This is a genomic window from Aquibacillus salsiterrae (assembly GCF_028416595.1).
Taxonomy (GTDB): Bacteria; Bacillota; Bacilli; order Bacillales; family Amphibacillaceae; genus Aquibacillus_A; species Aquibacillus_A salsiterrae.
Genome location: NZ_JAMQKC010000003.1, coordinates 110,970 through 137,014, shown reverse-complemented (window position 1 = coordinate 137,014; position 26,045 = coordinate 110,970). Strand labels below are relative to the sequence as shown.

Below are 26,045 nucleotides of genomic sequence, written 5' to 3'. Positions count from 1 at the left end.
GGGTTTATCTAACGCACATTACATATTGGAGGAGTTTAGATGAATATTCCTAACCGTATTACGATTTCAAGAATTTTATTAATTCCGTTTTTTATTGCTATTATGACTATTCCGTTTGATTGGGGAAGTTGGAATATTGGGGAGCGCGATTTACCTATAACTCATTTCTACGCAGCACTTTTATTTATTATTGCTTCTACTACGGATTGGGTCGATGGGTATTATGCAAGGAAATATAATCTTGTTACCAATCTTGGGAAATTTTTAGACCCATTAGCAGATAAATTACTTGTGTCAGCTGCGTTAATCCTTTTAGTTGAAATAGGCTTGGCACCTGCCTGGGTTGTTATTATTATTATTAGTCGAGAATTTGCAGTTACTGGATTACGCTTAGTTGCTGCAGGAGAGGGGATTGTGCTTGCGGCTGGTAAGATGGGTAAATTAAAAACAGTCCTTCAAATTGTTTCCATTGCTGCACTATTACTACACAACTATCCGTTTTCCTATATTGGATTACCGTTTGCTACGATTACGCTATATTTAGCTTTAATTGTTACAGTAGTTTCAGGATATGATTATTTCGTCAAAAATTGGCATGTAATGAGGGATTCTAAATGAGAGAATGGAAAGCTGAGATAATTGCAGTCGGAACAGAATTACTTTTAGGCCAAATCGCAAATACCAATGCCCAGTGGATATCACAACAGCTTGCCGACTATGGTATCCATGTCTATTATCATGGTGTTGTTGGTGATAATTTAGAGCGAGTTAAGTCGGTGTTTGAAGATGCTAACAAACGATCAGATCTTATATTTGTGACAGGTGGGCTCGGTCCAACCGATGATGATTTAACGAGAGAAGCATTTGCCGCTATTACGAACAAAACAATAAAAGAGGATACTGTTACAATGGATAAAATTGAACAGTATTTTGTCAAAGCCAATCGTCAAATGACACCAAATAATCGGAAACAGGCCCACGTGTTTGAGGATGCATATGTTTTTCAAAATCCGGTTGGTATGGCACCAGGGATGTATGTCGAAACAACAACAGCGAGATGGATCTTCATGCCTGGGGTTCCAAGGGAAATGAAGTCATTAATGACAGAAGGTGTATTACCATACTTAAAACAACAATTACAGTTAAATACGGTAATCAAATCACGAATGTTAAGATTTATTGGAATTGGGGAATCTCAATTAGAACATGATTTAAAACAGATTATTGATCATCAATCAAATCCTACGATCGCACCCCTTGCACAGGAAGGGGAAGTTGCCTTAAGGTTATCAGCTAAGGCAGCAAATGATCAGGAGGCAAATCGTCTCATTGACGAAACAGAAAAGGAAATTCTCAATCGTGTTGGGCAATATTTCTATGGTTATGATGAAGTATCGATTCAACAACAATTAGTAAACGTGCTGAACGCTAAATCTCAATCGATTGCTGCAGCGGAGAGTCTCACGGGCGGAAAGTTTGTGGAGGGTCTTGTGTCGATTCCAGGTGCTTCATCGGTTGTCCAAGGTGGGGTTGTTTGTTACGCGCCTAGTGTCAAACAGAACGTATTAAATGTACCGAAAGAAATCCTTGAACAGTTCGGTACTGTTAGCCAGGAATGTGCCAACGAATTAGCTCGAAACGTTTGTTCGCTACTAAATGCAACGATTGGCATTAGTTTTACTGGTGTCGCAGGACCCGACAAGGTAGAGGGAAAAGATGTTGGACGTGTACATATTAGTATCTTTCATGCCTCAGGGAAACTAATTTCGGAAAAATTTGATTTCCAAGGTGACCGTGAAGCGATTCGCACACGAACGGTCAAGAAAGGATACGAATTATTGTATACCTTTGTAAAAAATCTTTAAATCAGTTAAAATTGAAAGTTCGAATGATTAACTACTATTAAAATACGAAAACTTCCTAGTGGTTATTTGATTTTCTATGTAAAATATAGTTGGAAAATAAGGGAACATTTATTCGGTTTTTTGCTTGTTAAATCTCAAAAAACAAGTTATGATGGTATTAGTTAATATTTAAAGGGGGAAGTAAATTGAGCGATCGTAAACAAGCCTTAGATATGGCTTTAAAGCAAATAGAAAAGCAATTCGGTAAAGGATCTATTATGAAATTAGGGGAACAGGCTGAACAGAAGATTGCGACTGTCTCTAGCGGATCGCTTGCTTTAGACATAGCACTAGGAGTTGGAGGCTATCCAAGAGGGCGAGTAGTGGAAATATATGGTCCGGAATCTTCAGGTAAAACGACAGTTTCCCTGCACGCCATTGCAGAAGCACAAAGACAAGGTGGACAAGCCGCTTTTATCGATGCCGAACACGCACTTGACCCTGGTTATGCACGTAATCTAGGCGTTAATGTTGATGAATTGTTACTTTCACAGCCTGACACTGGGGAACAAGCATTAGAAATAGCAGAAGCATTGGTAAGAAGTGGAGCAGTTGACATGATTGTTATTGACTCTGTTGCTGCTTTAGTTCCTAAGGCTGAAATTGAGGGTGAGATGGGAGACTCGCACGTTGGTCTGCAAGCTCGTTTAATGTCCCAAGCGCTAAGGAAGTTGTCGGGTGCGATTAATAAATCGAAAACAACAGCAATCTTTATTAACCAAATTCGTGAAAAAGTTGGTGTTATGTTTGGGAACCCAGAAACAACACCAGGTGGACGTGCGCTTAAATTCTATTCATCTGTAAGACTTGAAGTTAGACGTGCAGAAACATTAAAGCAAGGTAATGATATGGTCGGTAATAAAACAAGGATTAAAGTCGTGAAAAATAAAGTTGCGCCTCCATTTAAGCAGGCCGAAGTGGATATTATGTATGGTGAAGGTATTTCGCGTGAAGGTGAGCTTATCGATATTGCTTCTGATTTAGATATTGTGATGAAAAGTGGCGCTTGGTATTCATACAATGATGAGCGTTTAGGCCAAGGTCGTGAGAATGCAAAACAATTCCTTAAAGAAAATGAAGCGATGGCAAATGAAATTTACCAAGCGGTAAGAACACATTATAATTTAGATACGTTACCACCAAAAGCGGCTGATCAAGAGCAAGCACAAGAAGTATTAGATATGTAAAATAGTTAATGAGATCCTTGTTGTTTAGATGCAACAAGGATTTTTTTTATAGATAAGAAAGTATAAAAAGATCCAAGCGCTGTATAGCTCTGGGCGCCTTACGCTTTTCTTGTTCGACGGATTCCAACATTTTTTGTTTATTTTATTACATATATTGGACGATTCCTTGACATTATATACCCTCGGAGATTAAAATTGTTTATGTATAATATTATTATTCATTATACATTCTTTTAATGAAAAGATTGATGACGTGTAAGAATGTACATGCCGACTTTAAAATGATTGTACAAGTTTATAGCAAGAGGAGGTGAAACCATGGAAGTATTTATTTTTATCATCTCCATTTTGCTTACCCTAATCGTCGGTATTGTTGTTGGTTATCTGATTCGGAAATCTATTGCTGAAAAGAAAATTTCTAGTGCAGAAGATTTGGCCAAACAAATTGTCGAAGAAGGACATCGAAATGCTGAAGTAGCTAAGAAAGAGGCATTGCTTGAAGCTAAGGATGAAAATCATCGTCTTCGTCAACAAGCTGAACAGGAACTTCGCGAGAGAAGATCAGAATTGCAGAAGCAAGAAAGCCGTCTGATGCAAAAAGAAGAGAATCTGGACCGTAAAGATGAAACGCTGGATAAGCGTGAGCTCATGTTAGAGAAAAAGGAAAGTTCGCTAGCGGAAAAACAACAACAAATTGAAGAAATGGAAAGCAAAGTGGAAGCTATGTTAAGCGAGCAGCAAGCTGAGCTAGAACGCATTTCCGGTTATACAACTGACCAAGCTAGACAGGTTATTTTAGAACGTGTGGAAAAAGAGGTAAGCCATGAGTCAGCAATATTAATTAAAGAGGCTGAAAATCGTGCAAAAGAAGAGGCTGATAAAAAAGCCAAGAGCATTCTATCTCTGGCAATTCAGCGTTGTGCAGCAGACCATGTTGCCGAGACAACTGTATCTGTTGTAAATTTACCAAATGATGAAATGAAAGGCCGCATCATAGGGCGAGAGGGACGAAACATTCGTACACTTGAAACTCTTACTGGAATCGATTTAATTATAGATGACACACCAGAAGCTGTTATTTTATCTGGATTTGATCCGATTAGAAGAGAAACAGCTCGGATAGCCTTAGAAAAACTCGTTCAAGACGGACGTATTCACCCAGCGCGAATAGAAGAAATGGTTGATAAGTCTAGACGAGAAGTGGACGAGTATATTCGAGAAGTTGGTGAACAGACAACGTTTGAAGTAGGCGTACATGGCCTACATCCTGACCTTGTTAAAATACTTGGTCGTTTAAAATATCGAACGAGCTATGGTCAGAATGTATTAAAGCATTCAATGGAAGTAGCGTATTTATCAGGTTTACTTGCTGCAGAGCTTGGTGAGGACCAGAACCTTGCAAAACGCGCTGGCTTGCTTCACGATATCGGAAAGGCGATTGATCATGAAGTGGAAGGAAGTCATGTCGAGATTGGTAAAGAATTGGCAACGAAATATAAAGAAAATGCGACAGTCATTAATGCCATTGCTTCCCACCATGGAGATGAAGAACCAACTTCCGTGATCGCTGTTTTAGTAGCAGCAGCAGATGCATTATCAGCTGCAAGACCTGGTGCCAGAAGTGAAACGTTAGAAAACTATATTAAGCGACTTGAAAAGTTAGAAGAAATATCGGAATCCTATGATGGTGTCGAGAAATCTTTTGCTATTCAAGCAGGTCGTGAAGTTAGAATTATCGTTAAACCAGATGAAATCGATGATCTAGAATCATTACGAATAGCTAGAGATATTAGAAAGCGGATAGAAAATGAACTAGATTATCCAGGTCATATTAAAGTAACGGTTATCCGTGAAACAAGAGCAGTAGAATATGCCAAATAACAAAAAGAGCGACCTTGATTAAGAGGTCGCTCTTTATTTACAGATAAGAAAGTATAAAAAGATCCAAGAGTTGTCTAGCGAGGCGCGACTTGCGCTTTTCTTAAAATATTGCACAATGTATGAGTCTATCATGCCTATGGTTGCGCTTTCTTTGACTTTTTGAAGTAACTATGTAAAACTTAACTTAATTCAAAAGTAGAAAGGTACATAAAAATGAGAATATTATTTGTCGGAGATGTTGTTGGTTCTCCTGGAAGAGACATGGTTCAACAATATTTGCCGAAACTAAAGCAAAAGTATCAACCTCATATTTCCATTATTAACGGCGAAAATGCTGCTTCTGGTAAAGGGATAAATGAGAAAATATATAAAAATTTCTTAGCTTGGGGAGCACAAGCTGTAACGATGGGAAACCATACGTGGGACAAAAAAGAAATATTTGAATTTATTGATGATGCGAAAAACATGGTTAGACCTGCCAACTTTCCCGAAGGTACCCCTGGTAAAGGTTTAATTTTTATCAAATATAATTCATTTGAAGTGGCAATCATTAATCTACAAGGAAGAACATTTATGCCGCCTCTAGACGACCCGTTTAGGAAGGCTGATGAACTGATAGAGGAAGCTAAAAAGAGAACAAATCTCATTTTTGTCGATTTTCACGCAGAAGCAACAAGTGAAAAGCTTGCAATGGCTTGGTATCTTGATGGCAAGGTAAGTGCTGTAATTGGAACACATACCCATATACAAACCGCTGATGAACGGGTACTACCAAAAGGAACTGCCTATTTAACAGATGTTGGCATGACAGGTCCATACGATACTATTTTAGGTATGGAAAAGGAAGCAGTCATTAAGAAATTTTTAACAAGTCTGCCCGTAAGATTTGAAGTTCCAAAAGACGGAAGAACACAGTTAAGTGCTGTCATTATTGACATTGACCAAAATAGTGGGCAAGCAAACAAAATCGAACGTGTGCTGATTAATGATGATCATCCATTTTTTAGTTGAAATTTGAATTTTTTGAAAAATTACTTCATAATAAAGGTAATACACAGTCATCTCCAAGAATATAGTAAAAGTGGAACAACTTTAGTAAATCAAGGAGGTACTAGGAATGGAAATATTAAAAGTTTCAGCCAAATCAAATCCTAATTCAGTAGCAGGAGCACTCGCGAATGTGCTAAGAGAACGTGGCTCAGCGGAGATTCAGGCGATCGGTGCTGGTGCATTAAACCAGGCCGTCAAAGCAGTAGCAATCGCACGAGGATTTGTTGCCCCAAGTGGAGTTGACCTAATTTGTATCCCGGCTTTTACAGATATTATGATTGATAATGAAGAACGAACAGCAATAAAATTAATTGTCGAACCTAGGTAACTAATAATCTACCTGTTTGCCGGACTTGCAAGCAGGTTTTTTTCTGTGCAAAAAGGTAAACGATCTGACTGGAGGTTAGGTTATGATAATAGATGCACATTGTGATGCATTGTTAAAACTATGGGAAAAAGGTGTTTCCTTTCATGATAGTGACGAATTACAAGTAAACTATATAAAATGGAAGAAAAGTTCCGTTAAGATACAATGTTTTGCCATTTTTGTACCTGATTATGTCCAAGAAGAGACACAATTTTCGGTAGCATTACAAATGGTTGACTTATTTTTTGAGCAAATTATTAAGCCTTATGATGATGTTACATTCATCTCTAATAGACAAGACTTATTGTCATTAAAGGAGCATGAAAAAGGTGCAATACTTACCTTAGAGGGATGTCATTCGATTGGACGTGATATAAATAAGCTACAAACACTCATTCGACTTGGGGTGAGAGCGGTAGGATTAACATGGAATCAAGCAAATGCGACGTGTGACGGAATCGGTGATTCAAGAGGGGCAGGCCTTAGTGACTTTGGAAATCAGGTAGTAACACTATTAAATGAAGAAAAAATCTGGACAGATGTCTCCCACATCTCTTACCAAGGCTTCTTTGATGTCATGAGTATGGCACATTATCCGATGGCTTCCCATTCCAATGCAAAGGCACTATGCGGACACCGGAGAAATCTTGATGACAAACAAATTAAAACATTGGTCGATAAAAATGGATGGATTGGTGTTACGTATGTTCCTTACTTCTTATCAGACTCCACAAAGGCAAGTGTACAAGATGTGTTGAAGCACGTAAGCTATTTTATAGCAATGGGGGCAGAAAACTGTTTAGGATTAGGGTCAGATTTCGATGGTACCGATCAATTTGTAGCTGGGTTGTATGATCATGCAGATTATGATTCGTTTATTCAATTACTAATGAAAAGATTTACGATTGATCAAGTAGAAAAGATTAAATATTATAACTTTGTTGACAAGTTTCCAAGAATTGATGGGTAAAAACTATAAAATTGTCACTATTTTTGTTTGGTTTTAGAATGGTTGTGCTCTATAATGGTAGAGATGCGAGGAAGATGTCTGTTATTTGACTTGATTTCTTCGTACTAGCTAACAATTATCTTTATTTTTAACTTGATTCCTTGATATAATAGTTAAATTGGATAGATTCTTAATTAAAGAACTACGTTTCTACATGAAAGGAGTATAACGATGAACGAACAACAAAGGAAACAAACCGACCAAATAAAACAAGTAGCTCCATCGGACTTAAAATCCGAAACGGACACAAACCTTGACAGACTGAAACAACTTGATTCAGATGAGTTGATCGGGAAATATTTCCAAGCCACATATGAACCACCTAACTTGAAAAAAGCTAGGAAAAGATTGAAAAAGACAGCTGATGTTCATTATGATTTCGGTATTCCTGAAGAAATGAATACCCTTGGTAAGGGGAAGAAATTTCTTATTCGGACGTATGGCTGTCAAATGAATGAACATGATACAGAGATAATGGCCGGGATTTTAACGAATATGGGCTACGAATCTACCGACAATACAAATGATGCAGATATTATTTTACTTAACACATGTGCGATAAGAGAAAATGCCGAAAATAAAGTGTTCGGTGAGATTGGTCATTTAAAACCATTGAAGCTTGAAAAGCCTGATTTAATTGTAGGGGTTTGTGGCTGTATGTCACAGGAAGAGGCTGTAGTTAATCGAATTCTAAAGAAACATCCTTTTATAGATATGATCTTTGGTACTCACAATATCCACCGCTTACCAGCACTCTTAAATGAAGCTATGCTGAGTAAAGAGATGGTAGTTGAAGTATGGTCGCAAGAAGGAGATATTATTGAAAATCTACCAAAAGTCCGCAAAGGTAAAATTAAAGGCTGGGTTAATATTATGTACGGCTGTGACAAATTTTGTACGTATTGCATCGTACCATATACCCGGGGGAAAGAAAGAAGTAGACGACCAGAAGACATCATCCAAGAAGTTAGACACCTGGCTGCACAAGGTTATCAAGAAATTACCCTTCTTGGTCAAAACGTCAATGCGTACGGAAAAGACCTTGACATTGAATACGGATTAGGGGATTTGATGGAGGAAATTAGTAAAATCGATATCCCAAGAGTACGTTTTACTACTTCTCATCCTAGAGATTTTGATGATCGATTAATTGAGGTACTTGCTAAGGGTGGAAATCTTCTTGACCACATTCATCTGCCAGTTCAATCTGGAAGTTCCGAGGTTCTGCGGGTGATGGCGCGAAGATACACACGTGAGGATTATCTTGAATTGGTTCGGAAGATTAGAACGGCAATGCCTAATGCCACACTGACAACAGACATTATCGTCGGTTTTCCTAATGAGACAGACGAGCAATTTGAAGAAACTTTATCCCTAGTTGAAAAAGTAGGCTTCGAAAGTGCTTATACATTTATTTACTCACCACGAGAAGGAACGCCTGCTGCTAAGTGGGAAGACAACATTCCGATGGAAGTAAAAAAAGAACGGCTACAACGTTTGAACGCGTTGGTAAACAAACAGTCAGCAGAGGCAATGAAACAGTATCAAGGACAAACGGTGAAAGTGCTTGTTGAAGGTGAAAGTAAAAAAGATCCTGACGTGTTGTCAGGTTACACAGAAAGAAACAAATTAGTCAATTTTGTTGGACCAAAATCAATCATTGGACAAATTGTTGAAGTGAAAATAAATCAAACAAAAACATGGACTCTAGACGGAGAACTTGTTGAACAAGCAGTTGAGGTGAAATAAATATGGCACAGTACACTCGTAAACAAGTTATTGAGGAAGCACATAAGTTAGCCTTGATGATGGCAAACATTGAAGAGATTGATCGATTTAAACAATTAGAAGCAAAGTTGAACGAGAACCAAAAAGTTCAAATTATGATTAAAAAAATTAAAGCATTACAAAAACAAGCTGTTAATTTTCAAGCGTATGGAAAGGAAGAGGCTCTTAAAAAGGTAGAGTCAGAAATTGATCGCCTGCAGGATGAAATTGATTCCATACCTATCGTTCAAGAATTTAAAGATTCACAGCTCGTTATTAATGATATCCTCCAGTTAGTAACAAACACTATTGCCCGCGAAGTAACGAATGAAGTTATTCGTTCGACTGGTGGGGATGTATTAGCGGGAGAAACTGGATCAAAAGTAGCCACAAATACAAATAGCTGTAGTAGCCATTAATTTTCAAAAAAAACACGTAAATTCCTACTTGGAATTCACGTGTTTTTTTTGAAAAGAATAAGAAAGAAAAGTGCAGGGCTACGCAGCTCTTGGATCTTTTTATACTTTCTCATCTGTTAATAAAAGTGCTGCGACAAAATTTTTGTTATCACCTACGTAGAAATATATCTAGCGCTTGTCACGTTCTAGGATTAACAAGTTGTTACCTTAAATCATAGCCTAATTTTGCAGGGGTAAATAAGTTTTTTATTAGTTTTTCTTGTTATATTCGTACACATTGGTAGGCTACTGCATAGGATGAACTAGAAACCTTAACGGGTGACATTAAAGTTGTTATGCACTTTAGGTAGGTACCCTGCATAAAATGACTATGAAAAAAAAGAGGAGGTTTTGGTTCTTATGTCTTTTCTTGATCAGGAATATCGGGAAATAATCACAAAAGCTGTCATTGGTAAGGGACGTAAATTCACTCAGGATACCAACACAATTACACCATCACATAGACCATCAACAATTTTAGGGTGCTGGGTAATTAACCATCTTTATAATGCAAAGAAAAAAGGAGACGACATCGTAGAGGTTAATGGTAGCTATGATGTAAACATTTGGTATTCTTACAATGACAACACGAAGACAGAAGTAGTAACTGAGCGAGTGTATTACACGGATCATATCAAACTATCAGTCAAAGATGAGCAAACGCTTGGCGATGAGTGCGAAGTATTTGCTAAAGTAATTCAGCAACCGAATTGCTTAGAGTGCAAGATTAACAGTCACGATCACAAAATCGTTGTTGAAGTCGAACGTGAATTCTTGGTGGAAGTAATTGGGGAAACAAAGATAACAGTCAAAGTAGATCCTAATGGTACTGTTGCTGATGATGATGATTGGGATTTTGAGTTATCTGATGATGAATTTGATGACTTAGATCCAGACTTTTTAGCCAATGTAGAAGAAGAGTAAGGAATGAATGTTAATAAACAGGCTGTCATTAAAGGAAAAACTTTGATGGCAGCTTTTTTTTGCATGATGAAACATAAAAAATCCGAGAGCTGTCTAGCTCCGGGCGCCTACCTCCTTTGGGTCATACGTCAATCCCTTTTGTGGCAAAGAGCGCCACGCCACGTCTTGTCTTATGCCTGTCGGGTCTTGACCAAGGCGCTTTCGCTTTTCTTGTTTGGTTAGGTGTGTTTGTGAGAACATACCAATGATTTTTCGTTTGTTCTAAAGCCGTTGTGCTGATTAGATATGGTATAATAAAATCATAATTTTGATGTTGGAGGATGAAAGAAAGATGGCAGGATATACACCAATGATACAACAGTATCTAAAAATAAAAGCCGAATATAAAGATTGTTTTTTATTCTTTCGTCTAGGTGATTTTTATGAAATGTTTTTTGATGATGCACTAACTGCTTCAAGGGAATTGGAAATTACACTCACAAGTAGAGATGGTGGGGGAGAAGAACGGATACCGATGTGCGGAATCCCTTATCATTCAGCTGAGAATTACATAAAGAATTTAGTGGACAAGGGTTATAAGGTTGCAATTTGTGAACAGGTAGAAGACCCAAAAATGGCAAAAGGTGTAGTCAAACGAGAAGTAGTCCAGCTTATCACGCCTGGGACAGTTATGGAAGGTGCGATGCTCGATGAAAAAGAAAATAATTACTTAGCTAGCATATCCCGGTTCCAAGATGACGTGTACGGGGTTGCCTACAATGATTTATCTACCGGTGAAAATCATGTTGCCTTAATTACAGATGGATGGCAAGCGGTAGTGAGTGAACTATTCAATCGTCCTATTAAGGAAATTGTCGTTTCGAGCGAGCTAGAGGAATCCTTCCAGCAAGATATTAAGGACCGACTCCGTGCGACGATCTCCTACCAGAATGGCATGGACATAGACGATTCGTTTACTCATCTTATTTCAGCTTTACCCGATGAGCGTTATGTGCAAGCTTTTGGAAGAATGATAAACTATTTACAATCAACCCAAAAGCGGTCCCTGGACCATTTAAAACCAGTTCAAGTAATTCAATTAAAACAGTTCATGTCCCTAGATATGTATTCAAAACGAAATCTAGAATTGACCGAAACAATCATGCGCAAAGGAAAACACGGGAGTCTCTTATGGGTACTTGACCAAACCGTTACAGCAATGGGTTCTCGTATGTTAAAAAAGTGGATGGAGCGACCATTGCTAACCAGAAGTGCAATAGAAGAACGGTTTAATTTAGTAACAGGTTTCCTTGATCAATTTATCGAACGTGACATGATTAGAGAGGCGTTAAAGTCCATTTATGACTTAGAGAGATTATCTGGGAGAGTGGCTTTTGGGAATGTGAATGCGAGAGATTTAATTCAATTAAAAGTTTCGTTAAGCAAAATACCAGAAATAAAACAAATTTTACAACAGTTTACTAGCCAAAGGATTCAAAGGTTAGCTGAAGATATAAACCCATTAACCGATTTATATCAGTTGTTAGAGACTAGTTTAATCGATGACCCACCGATTAGTGTCAAAGATGGTGGAATGATTAAGGATGGTTTTAATGAACAGTTAGACAAATATCGGGATGCGTCAAGAAATGGCAAGCGATGGATAGCCGAATTAGAACAAAAAGAAAAACAAGCGACCAAGATAAAGTCATTAAAAATAGGCTACAATCGTGTTTTTGGGTATTACATTGAGGTAACAAAGGCAAACTTGCACTTACTACCAGAAAACAAATATGAACGAAAACAGACGCTAACGAATGCAGAACGATTTGTCACTCCTGAATTGAAGGAAAAGGAATCACTAATACTAGAAGCAGAGGAAAAGAGTGTTGAACTAGAATATCAATTATTTTCAATGATTCGTGATCAAGTCAAAACGTTTATTCCCCCACTACAGGAACTAGCGGACCGATTAAGTCAAATTGACGTGCTGCAAGGGTTTGCCACTGTTAGTGAACTGAATAATTATCATCGACCGACTTTTAACGAGGAAGGAACCTTTGATATTTATCAAGGGAGACACCCCGTTGTTGAAAAGGTAATGAAGCATGGTGCTTTTGTGCCAAATGATGTAAAGATGGACCCGGAAAAAGACATTTTGCTGATTACTGGACCGAATATGTCAGGGAAAAGTACGTACATGAGACAGTTAGCCTTGATTGCTATCATGGGACAAATTGGTTGTTTTGTTCCGTGTGAATCTGCCAATCTGCCAATCTTTGATCAAATTTTTACTAGAATTGGAGCAGCGGATGATTTAGTTTCTGGACAAAGTACGTTTATGGTAGAAATGCTCGAAGCCCGTCATGCCATTGCAAATGCAACGGAAAACAGCTTGATTCTTTTTGATGAAATTGGTAGAGGGACGAGTACTTATGACGGAATGGCTCTAGCGCAAGCAATCATTGAATATTTGCATGATCATGTTCGGGCGAAGACGTTATTTTCAACTCACTATCATGAGCTAACTAGTTTGGAGCAAACATTGGATAAGCTAAAGAACATTCACGTTCGAGCTGAAGAATATCAAGGAAAAGTGATCTTTCTTCACCAAATCCAGGACGGGCCAGCAGATGAAAGTTACGGAATCCATGTAGCAAAATTAGCAGATTTGCCAGATCAGTTAATCAAACGAGCTTCTGTTATTTTATCGGAATTAGAAAACAAACAGGATAGTCTGTCAGAAGTAGTCGAGAAGAAAAGTGACGATCAACAGCTTACTTTCTTTGTTTATGAAGAAGATAAACCTTCCGCCGATCGTCAACCTAAAAATAAAGCGGAAACTAAACTAATTAACGAACTAAAACATTTAAATTTAATGGAAATGACTCCAATGGAAGCGATGAATGAATTGTATCGTCTAAAGAAGAAGGCCGCGGAAGAATGAAAGGGGAATTTTAATGAAAATCTTTCAAATGCCTGATTCTCTAGCTAACAAAATAGCTGCTGGGGAAGTAGTAGAAAGGCCGGCGTCCGTCGTCAAGGAACTAGTCGAAAATAGTATCGATGCTAATAGTACCTGGGTTAAAGTAGAGGTAAGTGAAGCTGGATTAGAATTAATCAAGATAACTGACGATGGGGATGGGATGTCTCATGAAGACTGTGAACTTGCCTTTTTTCGTCATGCTACAAGTAAAATTCGTAATGAGAATGACTTGTTTCATATCCATACACTTGGTTTCAGAGGTGAAGCATTAGCGAGTATTGCAGCTGTTAGTCGCTTAACATTAAAAACGTCTACTGGTGAGTCTGCTGGCACGTTAGTTGAACTAGAGGGTGGCAAGATTGTCAATAAAACGAAAAGTGATGCTCGAAAAGGAACAGAAATTACTATCCGAGATTTATTCTTCAACACGCCTGCTAGGTTGAAATATATGAAGACAATTCACACAGAGCTCGGCCATATCACTGATGTGATTAATCGGATGGCCTTATCTCATCCCGATATCCGATTTGAATTATATCATCAGGATAAACCAATCTTTCGATCACCAGGTAGAGGCGACTTATTACAAATTGTTGCCCAAGTATATGGCATGAATGTTGCCAAAAAAATGATTCCTGTTAAGCAGGAAACCCTTGATTTTAGTATCGAAGGGTTTATTGCTAAACCAGAAATAACGCGGGCTTCAAGAAACTATATTTCTACGATAGTAAATGGCAGGTTTATTCGAAACATTCCACTTAGTAAAGCAATTTTAAATGGATATCATACACTTTTGCCAATTGGGAAAAATCCGCTTGTCGTCTTAAAGATTGACATGGATCCGATTCTTGTTGATGTGAACGTCCATCCGTCAAAGTTAGAAGTTCGCTTCAGTAAAGAAAAAGAGTTATTTGAAGCAGTTGAATCAACAATTAAGCAAGCTTTTAGAAAAGAAACGTTAATTCCTAATGTTTCTCAACCGAAGAAACATAAAGATGACAGTAAGCAGCATTCATTTTCTTTCTATGATCAACCGACAACTACCAGGCAAATTGATCCATTTCTAGCTGAACGACCAATTAATAGCGGAAATGACCAACAACTAGTAGAAGATACTTATCTGGTAGCACAACAATCGGCTAAGGAAGCGGTAGACCAATACGAAGTTCGCTACGAGGAAATTCCACCACCACAAGTCGGTCAATCGATGGAGAGTTTTGATGAACCGATTAGTCAAATGGAACAGGCCGAGGTAGCACAAGAGCGGGTACCTGTTATGTATCCGATAGGACAACATCATGGCACCTATATTCTCGCGCAGAATGAAGATGGCCTCTATATTATTGATCAACATGCTGCCCAGGAACGAATTAAATACGAATATTTTAGAGATAAAATCGGGGAAGTAGCTAACGAGGTTCAAGAATTATTAATCCCGTTAACATTTGACTTTTCAAAACAAGAGTCGTTACTGATTGATCAGTACCAAGAGGAATTAAAAAAAGTGGGGCTATTCTTTGAACACTTCGGCCAACAGAGCTATGTTGTCCGGTCACATCCGCAATGGTTTCCAAAAGGATTTGAAGAAGAAGTGATCAAAGAAATTATCGAACAAGTAATAACGGAAGAAAAAATAGATATTGCTAAAATAAGGGAAGAAGCAGCCATATTAATGTCTTGCAAACGATCGATTAAAGCAAACCATTATTTAAATTACGATGACATGTTTAGACTGCTTGAAGATTTACGTCAGTCAACAGATCCGTTTACTTGTCCGCACGGAAGGCCCATTATTATCCACTTCTCGGAATATGAAATGGAAAAAATGTTTAAACGAGTAATGTAATAAGAACAGCTTGGGGCGGATCCCTAAGCTGTTCTTATGTTTTAGCAGCGGTATTTCTTTTTCAAGGTCAAAAAATAATTTTCACTACTTTTTCAGTATTATTTCATCTGGTTAGCAGATTCTAAAATAAATAAACATAAAAGGAGGATGAAAAAATGGTTAAGAAATTTATGGCAAAGGCGATGGTTGTTGCTTTACTTTTAGTAGGAGTTGGGTTTACTACTCCCTCATTAAGCCATGCAGAAGATTCTAAAGACATTACCTTAACAGAAGAACAAATAAAAGAATTAAGGGATTTGCATAGTAAAATGTTGGAACAAAAGAAAACAATTATTGAAAAGTATGTTGAATACGGAGTCATTCCTGAGGACAAGGCGACTAAAATAATCGAACACATGGAAGAAAAATATAAACAGTTAGAAGAAAGTAAATTTGTGCCTAATTGGGAAAAGAAACATCATAACAAACACAAGCATTAAGAGGTAGATTCGAGAAATATTGGGTGATAGGAAATGAAAGCAACCGAATTAGAAAGTAAACGCTTTGATAAAGCACTGGATGAAATGATTGACTTGTTTAATAATTTGGAAAGTGATGAACCAATCATTCGTTTTAGTCCAGACGTATTAGTTGATATAGAACGAGCGAAAAAGAAGTACGGACATGATATGGTTCATGAGAAAATTAATCGTGTAGTATGCGAAATGCTTTCTTGGCTTGACTTAGATGATGTTCGTTTAGACGAGGAAGAAGTAGAAGATGAGGTAGAAGAAGCGGAGCAAGAGACAGACGATGAAAGTGAATAGATTATCAACACGTTTTATTATCGAAAAAAGCGGAATATTGCGGTTTCCCGGGCAATATCCAATTTATTGGCCCTAACTCATCCTGGAATAAAAAATAGTATAAAAGCTAAACTAGTGATGGTGTGATATACAAGTAGGAAGGGTGATACAATGGATGATAATAAACATTTGATAAATTTTTTAAATCAAGAGTTATCTAACTTTGCGGTACTTTACGTTAAATTGCATCGTTATCACTGGTTCGTCCAAGGAAGACACTTCTTTAAACTCCATGAAACGTTTGAGGAGCTTTATAATGAAGCGGCGAGAGACCTAGACGAAATCGCTGAGCGCATTCTTTCTATTGGTGGTAAACCATTAGCGACGATGCACAAATATATTAAAGAAACGACATTACATGAAGCACAAGCAGATGATAAAGAAAATGAGATTATCCATCAGTTATCAGAGGATTATCAAACAGTAATTAAAGAAATTAAGGAAACGGGTGTTCCGTTAGCGGAAGAAGTTAACGATAATCCAACCATCGATTTACTTAACGGAATCCAGAGCCGGTTAGAAAAACATGTTTGGATGTTAAAAGCATACATTGCATATGAATAAAAATTTGGATTGTCGTTTTATAAGCGGCAATCCTTTTCGTAAGTAATTGCGGTTCGATCGTTATCCTGTATAATGAGACATACTAGTGAAGGTTTAGGGGAATAAATATATGAAAAAAACAGTTGTGGCAGTAGTAGGACCAACTGCTGTAGGAAAAACAAGCTTAGGTGTACAAATAGCAAAACGATTTAAGGGAGAAGTAATTAGTGGAGATTCCATGCAAATTTATAAGGGGATGGATATTGGTACTGCAAAAGTAACGGAGGATGAAAAGCAGGGTGTCCCTCACCATATGATTGATATAAAAGATCCTGAACAATCATTTTCTGTTGCTGAATTTCAGGAGTTAATTGACTATCATGTGGACGCAATTGGTTCTCGTGGGCATCTACCTGTTGTTGTTGGCGGAACTGGTTTGTATATTCAGGCGGCTTTATATGGTTATCATTTTGCTGAGAAAAAACGTGATGATTTTTATCAACAGCAAATCGAGCAAGAAATCGAACAACACGGGATGGATCAAGTGTTTAGTCGTTTAAAGCAGTTAGACCCTGAACAAGCAGAGAAAATTCATCCTAATAATCGTCGTCGAGTCATTCGTGCTCTGGAAGTTTATGACAGAACTGGACACACGATGTCTGAGTATCACGAGCAACAGAAAGAAGAATCCGAGTATCGTCCGATCATTATTGGACTTGAAATGGAGCGAAATGAATTATATGAGCGAATAAACAACCGTGTGGACATCATGATTGAGGAAGGATTATTGGAAGAGGTTAAGCATTTTTATGATTTGGGTTTGAAGGATGCCCAATCGATGAAAGCAATTGGTTACAAAGAGCTGATCCCGTATTTCGAGGGGGAGTCATCATTAGAAGAGTGTGTCGAGCTGTTGAAACGTAATTCGAGACGATACGCAAAGCGACAATACACTTGGTTTAAAAATAAGATGGATGTAAACTGGTATTCGATTACGAGTTCAAAAAAAGACGAAAAGTTTAAAATTATTTTGGACGATTTAGCAGGAAAGCTTGAAAAAAAATAGAAATAAATACATATAGAAAGAAAGAGGAGGAAATGGGTATGTCTCAATCGGTGAATATACAAGATCAATATTTAAATCAATTACGAAAAGAGCGTATACAGGTTACTGTATTTTTAACAAACGGCTTTCAATTACGAGGAACAGTTAAGGCGTTTGATAATTTTACAGTTTTATTCGATACAGATGGTAAGCAACAATTAATATTTAAACACGCGATTTCTACGTTTGCACCAACAAAAAACGTTACAATTGAAAAAGAATAACCTAGAAAAAAGACACCTTTCTTAAAACAATACTATAATTAGGGATAGACCTTAACGTATTTTACGTAGGGTTTATCCCTTTTTATTTTACTTAATTGGCAATAAAACACTATTCAAATAACAAAGTATTTAAAGTAAGATACGAAGGTGAGTTCTAATCACATTAGGGGGAATTTTTAATATGAGGGTTCAAGAGATTATTACCTCCGGTAATAAAAAGAGATATTTACTTGTAGACCAAAATGGGGAATTTGTAAAACCTGTTGTTAAGTTCCTAAAATATAAAGACAACACAGGTTCTGCTAGAAATACATTACGCTCCTACAGTTATGCATTGAAATTATTTTTTGAGTTTCTAGAGCAAAAGAAGGCAGATTACAGAGACATCGGAATTGATGATATGGCGGAATTTATTAGGTGGCTTCAAAATCCCTATCGGGATGTAAAGGTGACCAGCATATCCCCGATTGATACCAAAAAGAGAAAAGCCCGTACTATTAATATCTATTTAGACAAAGTCTATGCCTTTTATGATTATCTTATGAGGCATGAAGACCATGCATTGGATTTATCTGATCGACTGAAAAGGCAAATACTTGCTTCTCGTAGTAACTTCAAGGGATTTCTTCACCATACCCTTAACAATAAGACAAAAAGTTATAAGATATTGAGACTAAAAGAACCAAAGGAAAAGTTAAAAGTAATGACAGCAGAACAAGTACAAATATTGGTTTATGCATGTCAGAATATAAGGGATAAATTTTTACTGGCCCTTCTCTATGAGACAGGCATGCGGATTGGTGAAGCTCTATCACTCCATCTTTCTGATGTTCTTCCAGCGGCAAAGAAAGTCACTATATGTGATCGTGGGGAACTCATTAACGAGGCAGAAATTAAGACCGTATGTAGTCCTCGTACACTTGATATATCAAGTGAACTGGCTAACCTTTATCGAGCTTATATTTTAGATAGCCATACAGATGAGGTTGATACTAATTTTGTTTTCATAAAACTTATGGGCAAACAAAAGGGGTTTCCCCTTGACTATCAAGCCGTACAAGCACTTTTCACCCGTCTTAAATTTAAAACTGGAATAGATGCGACACCTCATATGTTGCGTCATACTAATATAACGGAGTTATGGAAGACAGGGGAAATGCGCCCAGAAACTCTTCAAAAGCGGGCAGGGCACGCCCATGTGCAGACAACTATTCAAATGTATGTTCACCCTTCTGACGAGGATATACGGAAGGATTGGGAAAATGCCATGGAACAAAAACAATTATGGGAGAAGAAAAATGATGACTAGAACTGCCTATCGACCTAGTGTAACAACTGAGAAAATGGCGATCATTCGTGGGCAATTACAAGGATATTTGGATAATGATGTATGGGATGTAACAGACCCCCTTTTTGAAAAATATGGTGGTGGCGATTCTTGGACCGGATTGCTAAAAAGAATAACCTTTTCGTCCTTACCCGTTTCAATTCGGGATGAGGTCAAATTCTTCTTCGCTAACCAATTAGTGAATGAGAGTCTATCCCTTAGTACGATGTTAAACTATTCATCTTCACTTGGGCAGCTAAATCTATTTTTGGAGAAATATTATCCTAGAATTGAAAGTTTAGTAGACATACCCTACACCCAGGGCTTGATGAAATACAAAACTACTTTGACAAACACAGGTATCAGAATAACGAACAAAGACGGTTATAATACTGCTCCTATCACTACTTTCAATTCAATTTTTAAGTTTTTATCACACTTCTACGATACAAGGGATGAGGTAGAGAAAGATGTATGGGATCTGCGAAAGATACCGAACGCCAGGTACACAATAAACAAAACCAGTTATCTGATTTCATTTGAAAAAATCCCTCCCTTATTCCGCCAAATTGTAAAAGACTATTGTATGTTCGCCTTAACATATTTAAGTCAAGGTAAACTTGCCGAGCAACTTAGAGGAATTAGTTGTTATATAGATTTCATTTATAAAAATTATCCAGATTGGAAGGATTTCAACCAATTAAAAAGACAGGACGTTGAAAAATATTTCATTTACTTTAACAAAAAAAATGCATCGTTAAGCGCAAGTTATAAATATAAGCTGCTTTCATCAGTAAAAAACTTTTTAGAGTATCTTCAGCGCTCTGAGCGTTCCGAATCCCCTTTAAAGTTTATAAGTACGTTGTTTTTCAAGGAAGATTTTCCCAAGATATCAAAACAGAATGAAAATCAAATCAAATATATTCCTGAAACCGTCATGAATCAATTGGAACTTCTTATAAAACTGAACCCATTGGAAATAACCCCACCGATGGATGATAATGAAAAGGAATATATTCCTATTGTAATGTTACTCATGGCTACTGGCTGGCGAATTAGTGATATTTTAAACCTTCGGTTCCAAAATTGTTTGATAACCACGAACAAAGGATATTATTTACAAGGGGATATTCCCAAAACAGATGTGAAAAACCATCGTGTTCCTATAGATAGGGAAATAGCAAAGATTATTCAATTCATAATCAAACAAACAGAAGACAAATCGACAAAGGAAAACAATCCCGAAGGGTATTTATTTGTTCGCACAAAAGGGAAACGTAGAGGTAAGCCTTTCACAGGAGCAAGCATACAAAATGCATTAAACCGTTGGGCTACAAGATACAACATTGTTGATCAAAACGGAGAAACTTATCATTTTGGAAATCATGCCTTCCGACATACAAAGGGCGTGGAATTAATTAACCTTGGGATGAATTTAACTCATATTATGAAATGGTTTGCGCATGCCTCACCAGAAATGACATTAATGTATGCCAAAATTGCGGATGATACACTTAGAAAAGAGTGGGAAAAGGCACAGGAAAAAAAGGGACCGCTCTTACGAGTTGATCTTGGGGACGCAAGAGTATCGGAAATGAATTTAGATGATGACCTGATTCATTGGGAATACATTCGGAGTAACATAGAGGCGGTTCGGGTTCCTTTAGGCTATTGTTTAGCGTCTAAGAAAGAGGGGTGTCCCTATGTAGTAACACCTTGTTTAACATGCCCAAACTTTTGTACAACACCCGAAAATCTTCCTGACTTTGAGAGGGAAATTGAAAAAATTGAAGAGCATATAGAAATGACGAAACAATACCCTATATACAACGAAAAGACAAAAGAGCAATTGACAAATCTGACGAAGATTAGGGATCAACTTAACGAAGGGAAAATGCATCGTGGCGACAGTGCTAGAAAAACGCTCTTACAAGCTCAAAAGGGAAAAGAAAGTGTAGTGATATAATGAAACACAAAAGGAATACGGATGCGGTAGTTGCATTTGCCAAACAGAAGAAAAAGGAAACCGCTGAAAAAGTTGACCAAGCGATAAAACAATTAATTAGTCAGAAAGAACGAATCAACTTCAATACTGTTGCCACTGCAGCAGAAGTTTCCAAGTCTTACCTTTACAACCAACCTGAGATAAGAAATAGGATTGAAATTATTCGTCAAAAACAACAGGAAGTGACATCTCCAAAGAATATAAAAAGAAATATGAATGACGAGAGCAAAGATAGTTTAATCCAAGTGTTTCAAGAACGTATTCGAGATTTAGAGAAAGAAAACAAGCAATTAAAAGAGGAAATTAAAAAGGTTAACGGAAAACTATACGAAAGTTTTTAAAAACCTACTCTGCGTAAAACTTGAAAAAAGAGTTCTCTCGTTGTGTATATATACATAACGTGAGAACCCTGATTTTTTGTACATTTTTATTTTTTTAGTCTTGATTTATAATAGGTGTCTTTTTTTTATAAGATAATAAAGTATAAAAAAATCCAAGCGTGGATAACATCCAGCGACAGCCACGTCCAGCTTCAGCGCTTTTGTTATGAGATAAGAAAGCATTCCTGTATTAAAACAAAAATGAGGAGTGTACAAAAAACCTACCTTAGGCTTTGACATCTATCGGAAAATGATGTACATTACCTTATGGACGAACAATTACAAATGATTAAATATAAATATTCGTGTTTAGGGGTGTATCTTATGGAAAATGTGTTTGATTATGAAGATATTCAATTGGTTCCGGCGAAATGTGTAGTAAACAGTAGGTCGGAGTGTGATACATCTGTTACATTTGGCGAACGTACTTTTAAATTGCCAGTAGTTCCTGCAAATATGCAGACGATTATCGATGAAAAAATTGCTAGTTACTTAGCAGAAAACAATTATTTTTATATCATGCACAGGTTTGAACCAGAAAAAAGAATTGATTTTATCAAAGATATGAATGCAAGGGGTCTCTTTACTTCTATCAGTGTTGGCGTTAAAGAGGAAGAATACCAGTTTGTTGAACAATTAAAGGCTGAAAACCTGACTCCTGATTATATTACCATTGATATTGCACATGGCCATTCGAATGCTGTTATCAATATGATCAAGCATATAAAAAAACACTTACCAAATAGCTTCGTTATCGCTGGAAATGTAGGAACTCCTGAAGCGGTACGAGAGTTAGAACATGCTGGTGCTGATGCAACTAAAGTTGGCATCGGTCCAGGGAAGGTTTGTATTACCAAAATTAAAACCGGTTTCGGTACTGGTGGTTGGCAACTAGCAGCTTTAAGGTGGTGTGCAAAAGCGGCAACAAAACCAATTATTGCTGATGGTGGAATTCGTACGAACGGTGATATAGCTAAATCTGTCCGTTTTGGTGCGTCTATGGTCATGATTGGTTCATTATTTGCAGGTCACGAGGAATCTCCAGGAGAAACAATTGAAAAAGATGGCAAGCTTTATAAGGAGTATTTTGGTTCAGCATCTGAATTCCAAAAGGGCGAAAAGAAAAATGTCGAAGGTAAGAAAATGTACGTGGAACATAAAGGTGCATTACAAGATACGCTAACGGAGATGGAACAAGACCTTCAGTCATCGATTTCATATGCCGGAGGAGATAAATTAGATGCTATCCGTACCGTTGATTATGTCGTAGTGAAGAATTCGATCTTTAACGGTGACAAAGTCTATTAAGTGAGGGTAAGCATAACCACTTTACTAAAAAAACAGGAATGAAAAAATGAATAAAAGTGTCCATAGGAATTTATCGATTGTTCAAGTAAAATAAAAGCAATCGAGAAGTGAAAAGGAGCTGTTATCCATGAGGCATTGCTGTGAAACAATGACAAGACAGGTGAATTATGAATGTGACGAACATCCTAACCCTTATGACTGTCCAGAAAAGCTAATTCACTACGATGAAAGATTCGATGAATACGGAATAATTATTCATGATGGCGGGGAGTCAAGTGTTACCATCTTTTATTGTCCGTGGTGCGGAAGTAAATTGCCTGATTCAAAGAGAGAGCTCTGGTTTGATGTACTTGATGACTTGGGTTTTGATAACCCTTTAGAGCAAGAAATTCCAACACAATATAAAACAGGAAAATGGTATGAAAATTAGAACTAATGCACCTTTAACAAGGTGTATTTTTCTTGCGCGTTAGGGCTTTGGGGTGAAAAAATAAATGAATTCGGTTTCAAATTATTGAAGTATCTTGTCGTTTCCTCCATAATGTTCAAGAGATTATTTTTATTTAAAAATTCAAAGATGTCTAGCCCTAGCACCAAACTTAGCACTAAGGAGCACTTCTATGAATTGACATCGTAGAATGGAGTTTTAACATGGAAACAGAAAAATTCTCACCTTACACAACATTCTCGAGAAAAGAATGGGCAAAATTGCGATTTAATACCCCATTAACATTAACGCAAGGTGAAATTAAAGAATTACAAGGGATAAATGAGAACATAACCTTAGAGGAAGTAGAGGACATTTATTTACCACTTATACGGTTATTAAATTTCAATGTGGAAGCTGCCCAGCAATTACATACCGTTATTGAGCAGTTTTTTCGTAAGGAGACTGATCGGGTTCCATTTGTGATTGGTGTTGCTGGAAGTGTGGCGGTTGGGAAAAGTACAACCTCAAGAATATTACAATCGTTACTTTCCTCTCAACCAACTAGTCCAAAAGTGGCATTGATTACAACTGATGGATTTCTTCTTCCTAATAAGGAATTGGAACGAAAGGGTTTAATGGAACGAAAAGGTTTCCCTGAAAGTTATGATACGAAAGGATTAATTCAATTTTTATCTGATATAAAGTCTGGAAAAGAAAAAGTAAATGCGCCTGTTTATTCCCATCTTTATTATGATATTGTTCCAAGTGAACAGATTGAAGTCGCAAAGCCAGATATTGTGATTATCGAAGGAATTAATGTGTTACAAACACCGCAACAAGAAGATAACAGCTTACCTAGTGTTTATGTATCCGATTTCTTTGATTTATCTTTGTACGTAGATGCAGATGAAAAAGATATTGCGCGGTGGTATGTAGAACGGTTTAAAGTATTAAAAGAAACAGCGTTTACAAAGCCCGAGTCTTATTTCCGAAGATATGCAAGTTTGTCAGATTTAGAAGCCGAGCAAGTGGCGACTGATATTTGGAACAAAATAAACAAAATAAATTTAGAAATGAACATTAGGCCAACAAAAAATCGAGCAGATATTATTATCCGAAAAGGCTCAGACCATTCTGTTTCTAATATTAAACTAAGGAAGCTATAAATGGGTATGGCTTTAATTGTAGAGGATGCCGGAGATGAACACCGGCGCCCTCTATAGGCTTACTTTAAGGAATTATCAAATCGTTTCATTCCTTCGTCTTTCTTTAACGATTTCACATGAAACGGGTTTTTAGAACTACTACTGGCATCGTTTCGAATGCCGATTTCTTTGCCAATCGAATCTGAAATAATTCCCTCACGTTTTCCATCGGGATGTGCAGTTACTTCTTCATTTACGCGATCTTCTTGCACAAAAGTCACCTCCCTATCTATAGAATGGTTATCAATCACTTATTTATGTTGATTTTTTTTAACCATAGATGTTATAGGCTTTTGTAACACCCTAATGATTAATTGCGTATAATGTTGTTAGGTAAGGGGTGGTGACGTGGAATCTCAAGTTTCATTAAATAAGAACGGGCAAATTAACATTGTATTAAATGAAAGAGAAAACCATCTTTTTGAAAGTAATCGGCAGTTGAATACGAATGTGAACCCTTTTACGAAAATTGAGCAAGAATTTTCTTCTTTTATTGGGATGAACCGCCTTAAAGAAACGATTAAAGAAATTTATGCAAATATAGAAATTAACCAAAAACGAGAAAAAGTTGGATTAAAAGCACAAAAGCAAGTGCTTCACATGCTATTTAAAGGTAATCCCGGAACAGGTAAAACAACAGTTGCAAGAAAATTAGCCGAGACCTTTTATGACATGAATATCCTGTCAAAAGGGCACTTTGTAGAAGCAGAAAGAGCAGATCTTGTAGGAGAATACATTGGTCACACTGCACAAAAAACAAAAGAACTTGTAGAAAAAGCAATGGGTGGCATTTTGTTTGTCGACGAAGCCTATTCACTCGCGCGGGGCGGCGAAAAGGATTTTGGTAAGGAAGCTATTGATACACTGGTGAAACACATGGAAGATCATCAAAATGATTTTATTTTAATTTTAGCTGGTTATCCAAAAGAAATGGATCATTTTTTATCGTTAAATCCAGGTCTTTCCTCCCGATTTCCGATTGTGATGGATTTTGAAGATTATACGGTTGATCAACTTATTCAAATAGCCCACCAAATGGCTTTAGAACGTGAATATGAACTATCGAAGGAAGCTGAATGGAAGCTTCGTGATTATTTAGTCCAACAAAAGCAGGACTACAAAATTAAAAATTTTTCAAATGCGCGATTTATTCGTAACACGATTGAAAAGTCGATTAGAAAACAAGCGGTCAGGTTATTGAAGAAGCAAACGTATTCAACAGAAGAAATGATGGTATTAACGAAATTTGATTTAGTATTGGAGTAATTAATCAACCCTATTTTTTCATTAGGGTTGGTTTATTTTTTATAAGTAA

25 protein-coding genes are annotated in these 26,045 nt (G+C 37.1%); 24 read left to right on the top strand and 1 reads right to left on the bottom strand.

Annotated elements, in window-relative coordinates; translation table 11 throughout:
* The first annotated feature begins 39 nt into the window (after positions 1-39).
* The 23 genes from pgsA to coaA all read left to right on the top strand — a co-directional run bounded on the left by pgsA (position 40) and on the right by coaA (position 24,691).
* Positions 40-618, top strand: a complete 579-nt coding sequence (gene pgsA / locus NC799_RS05315; protein ID WP_272445336.1) for a CDP-diacylglycerol--glycerol-3-phosphate 3-phosphatidyltransferase — start codon at positions 40-42, stop codon at positions 616-618.
* Complete coding sequence (locus NC799_RS05310; RefSeq protein ID WP_272445335.1) at positions 615-1,865, top strand: competence/damage-inducible protein A; 1,251 nt, start codon at positions 615-617, stop codon at positions 1,863-1,865. Before pgsA ends, NC799_RS05310 begins: the two co-directional genes overlap by 4 nt.
* A gap of 185 nt (positions 1,866-2,050) precedes the next feature.
* A complete protein-coding gene (recA, locus tag NC799_RS05305; protein ID WP_272445334.1) occupies positions 2,051-3,091 on the top strand; it encodes a recombinase RecA in 1,041 nt (346 codons plus the stop codon).
* 318 nt (positions 3,092-3,409) lie between these two features.
* A complete protein-coding gene (gene rny / locus NC799_RS05300) occupies positions 3,410-4,972 on the top strand; it encodes a ribonuclease Y (RefSeq protein WP_272445333.1) in 1,563 nt (520 codons plus the stop codon).
* A gap of 213 nt (positions 4,973-5,185) precedes the next feature.
* Positions 5,186-5,983, top strand: a complete 798-nt coding sequence (locus NC799_RS05295; protein ID WP_272445332.1) for a TIGR00282 family metallophosphoesterase — start codon at positions 5,186-5,188, stop codon at positions 5,981-5,983.
* A gap of 106 nt (positions 5,984-6,089) precedes the next feature.
* Complete coding sequence (gene spoVS / locus NC799_RS05290; protein ID WP_044157499.1) at positions 6,090-6,350, top strand: stage V sporulation protein SpoVS; 261 nt, start codon at positions 6,090-6,092, stop codon at positions 6,348-6,350.
* Positions 6,351-6,432: 82 nt separating this feature from the next.
* A complete protein-coding gene (locus NC799_RS05285) occupies positions 6,433-7,359 on the top strand; it encodes a dipeptidase (protein ID WP_272445330.1) in 927 nt (308 codons plus the stop codon).
* A 210-nt stretch (positions 7,360-7,569) separates the two neighbouring features.
* Positions 7,570-9,147: a tRNA (N6-isopentenyl adenosine(37)-C2)-methylthiotransferase MiaB gene (gene miaB / locus NC799_RS05280; RefSeq protein WP_272445329.1), complete on the top strand. Its 1,578-nt coding sequence runs from the start codon at positions 7,570-7,572 to the stop codon at positions 9,145-9,147.
* Between the two features lie 2 nt (positions 9,148-9,149).
* Positions 9,150-9,584 (top strand): YlbF/YmcA family competence regulator, encoded by a 435-nt coding sequence (locus NC799_RS05275; RefSeq protein ID WP_272445328.1) that lies wholly within the window; start codon positions 9,150-9,152, stop codon positions 9,582-9,584.
* 399 nt (positions 9,585-9,983) lie between these two features.
* Positions 9,984-10,547 carry an outer spore coat protein CotE gene (cotE, locus tag NC799_RS05270; protein WP_272445327.1) on the top strand — a complete coding sequence of 188 codons (564 nt, stop codon included), beginning with the start codon at positions 9,984-9,986 and terminating at the stop codon, positions 10,545-10,547.
* 331 nt (positions 10,548-10,878) lie between these two features.
* Positions 10,879-13,473 (top strand): DNA mismatch repair protein MutS, encoded by a 2,595-nt coding sequence (gene mutS / locus NC799_RS05265; protein WP_272445326.1) that lies wholly within the window; start codon positions 10,879-10,881, stop codon positions 13,471-13,473.
* A 13-nt stretch (positions 13,474-13,486) separates the two neighbouring features.
* Complete coding sequence (mutL, locus tag NC799_RS05260) at positions 13,487-15,358, top strand: DNA mismatch repair endonuclease MutL (RefSeq protein WP_272445325.1); 1,872 nt, start codon at positions 13,487-13,489, stop codon at positions 15,356-15,358.
* A gap of 155 nt (positions 15,359-15,513) precedes the next feature.
* The gene (locus tag NC799_RS05255; RefSeq protein WP_272445324.1) at positions 15,514-15,837 is read left to right on the top strand and encodes a DUF2680 domain-containing protein; all 324 of its coding nucleotides are present in this window, start codon (positions 15,514-15,516) and stop codon (positions 15,835-15,837) included.
* 33 nt (positions 15,838-15,870) lie between these two features.
* Entirely contained in the window at positions 15,871-16,164 is a 294-nt protein-coding gene (locus NC799_RS05250; protein ID WP_272445322.1) for a hypothetical protein, read from the top strand.
* Between the two features lie 150 nt (positions 16,165-16,314).
* Entirely contained in the window at positions 16,315-16,767 is a 453-nt protein-coding gene (locus NC799_RS05245) for a Dps family protein (RefSeq protein WP_272445321.1), read from the top strand.
* A gap of 109 nt (positions 16,768-16,876) precedes the next feature.
* Positions 16,877-17,812 (top strand): tRNA (adenosine(37)-N6)-dimethylallyltransferase MiaA, encoded by a 936-nt coding sequence (miaA, locus tag NC799_RS05240; protein ID WP_272445320.1) that lies wholly within the window; start codon positions 16,877-16,879, stop codon positions 17,810-17,812.
* A gap of 38 nt (positions 17,813-17,850) precedes the next feature.
* Positions 17,851-18,075 (top strand): RNA chaperone Hfq, encoded by a 225-nt coding sequence (gene hfq, locus NC799_RS05235; RefSeq protein ID WP_272445319.1) that lies wholly within the window; start codon positions 17,851-17,853, stop codon positions 18,073-18,075.
* Between the two features lie 181 nt (positions 18,076-18,256).
* Positions 18,257-19,384: a tyrosine-type recombinase/integrase gene (locus NC799_RS05230; RefSeq protein WP_272445227.1), complete on the top strand. Its 1,128-nt coding sequence runs from the start codon at positions 18,257-18,259 to the stop codon at positions 19,382-19,384.
* Positions 19,374-21,368: a tyrosine-type recombinase/integrase gene (locus tag NC799_RS05225; RefSeq protein WP_272445226.1), complete on the top strand. Its 1,995-nt coding sequence runs from the start codon at positions 19,374-19,376 to the stop codon at positions 21,366-21,368. Before NC799_RS05230 ends, NC799_RS05225 begins: the two co-directional genes overlap by 11 nt.
* Positions 21,368-21,748 carry a DUF6262 family protein gene (locus tag NC799_RS05220; RefSeq protein WP_272445225.1) on the top strand — a complete coding sequence of 127 codons (381 nt, stop codon included), beginning with the start codon at positions 21,368-21,370 and terminating at the stop codon, positions 21,746-21,748. The genes NC799_RS05225 and NC799_RS05220 overlap by 1 nt, the downstream gene beginning before the upstream one ends.
* 363 nt (positions 21,749-22,111) lie before the next feature.
* Positions 22,112-23,095 (top strand): GMP reductase, encoded by a 984-nt coding sequence (guaC, locus tag NC799_RS05215; protein ID WP_272445318.1) that lies wholly within the window; start codon positions 22,112-22,114, stop codon positions 23,093-23,095.
* Positions 23,096-23,222: 127 nt separating this feature from the next.
* On the top strand, positions 23,223-23,525 hold the full coding sequence (locus NC799_RS05210) for a DUF6980 family protein (protein WP_272445317.1): 303 nt from the start codon (positions 23,223-23,225) through the stop codon (positions 23,523-23,525).
* Positions 23,526-23,746: 221 nt separating this feature from the next.
* Positions 23,747-24,691 carry a type I pantothenate kinase gene (gene coaA, locus NC799_RS05205; RefSeq protein ID WP_272445316.1) on the top strand — a complete coding sequence of 315 codons (945 nt, stop codon included), beginning with the start codon at positions 23,747-23,749 and terminating at the stop codon, positions 24,689-24,691.
* Positions 24,692-24,750: 59 nt separating this feature from the next.
* Here coaA and NC799_RS05200 read toward each other — a convergent pair whose 3' ends face one another.
* Entirely contained in the window at positions 24,751-24,942 is a 192-nt protein-coding gene (locus tag NC799_RS05200; protein ID WP_272445315.1) for a hypothetical protein, read from the bottom strand.
* 136 nt (positions 24,943-25,078) lie between these two features.
* Between NC799_RS05200 and spoVK the strand changes: the two genes are divergently transcribed.
* Entirely contained in the window at positions 25,079-25,996 is a 918-nt protein-coding gene (gene spoVK / locus NC799_RS05195) for a stage V sporulation protein K (protein ID WP_272445314.1), read from the top strand.
* Positions 25,997-26,045 lie beyond the last annotated feature (49 nt).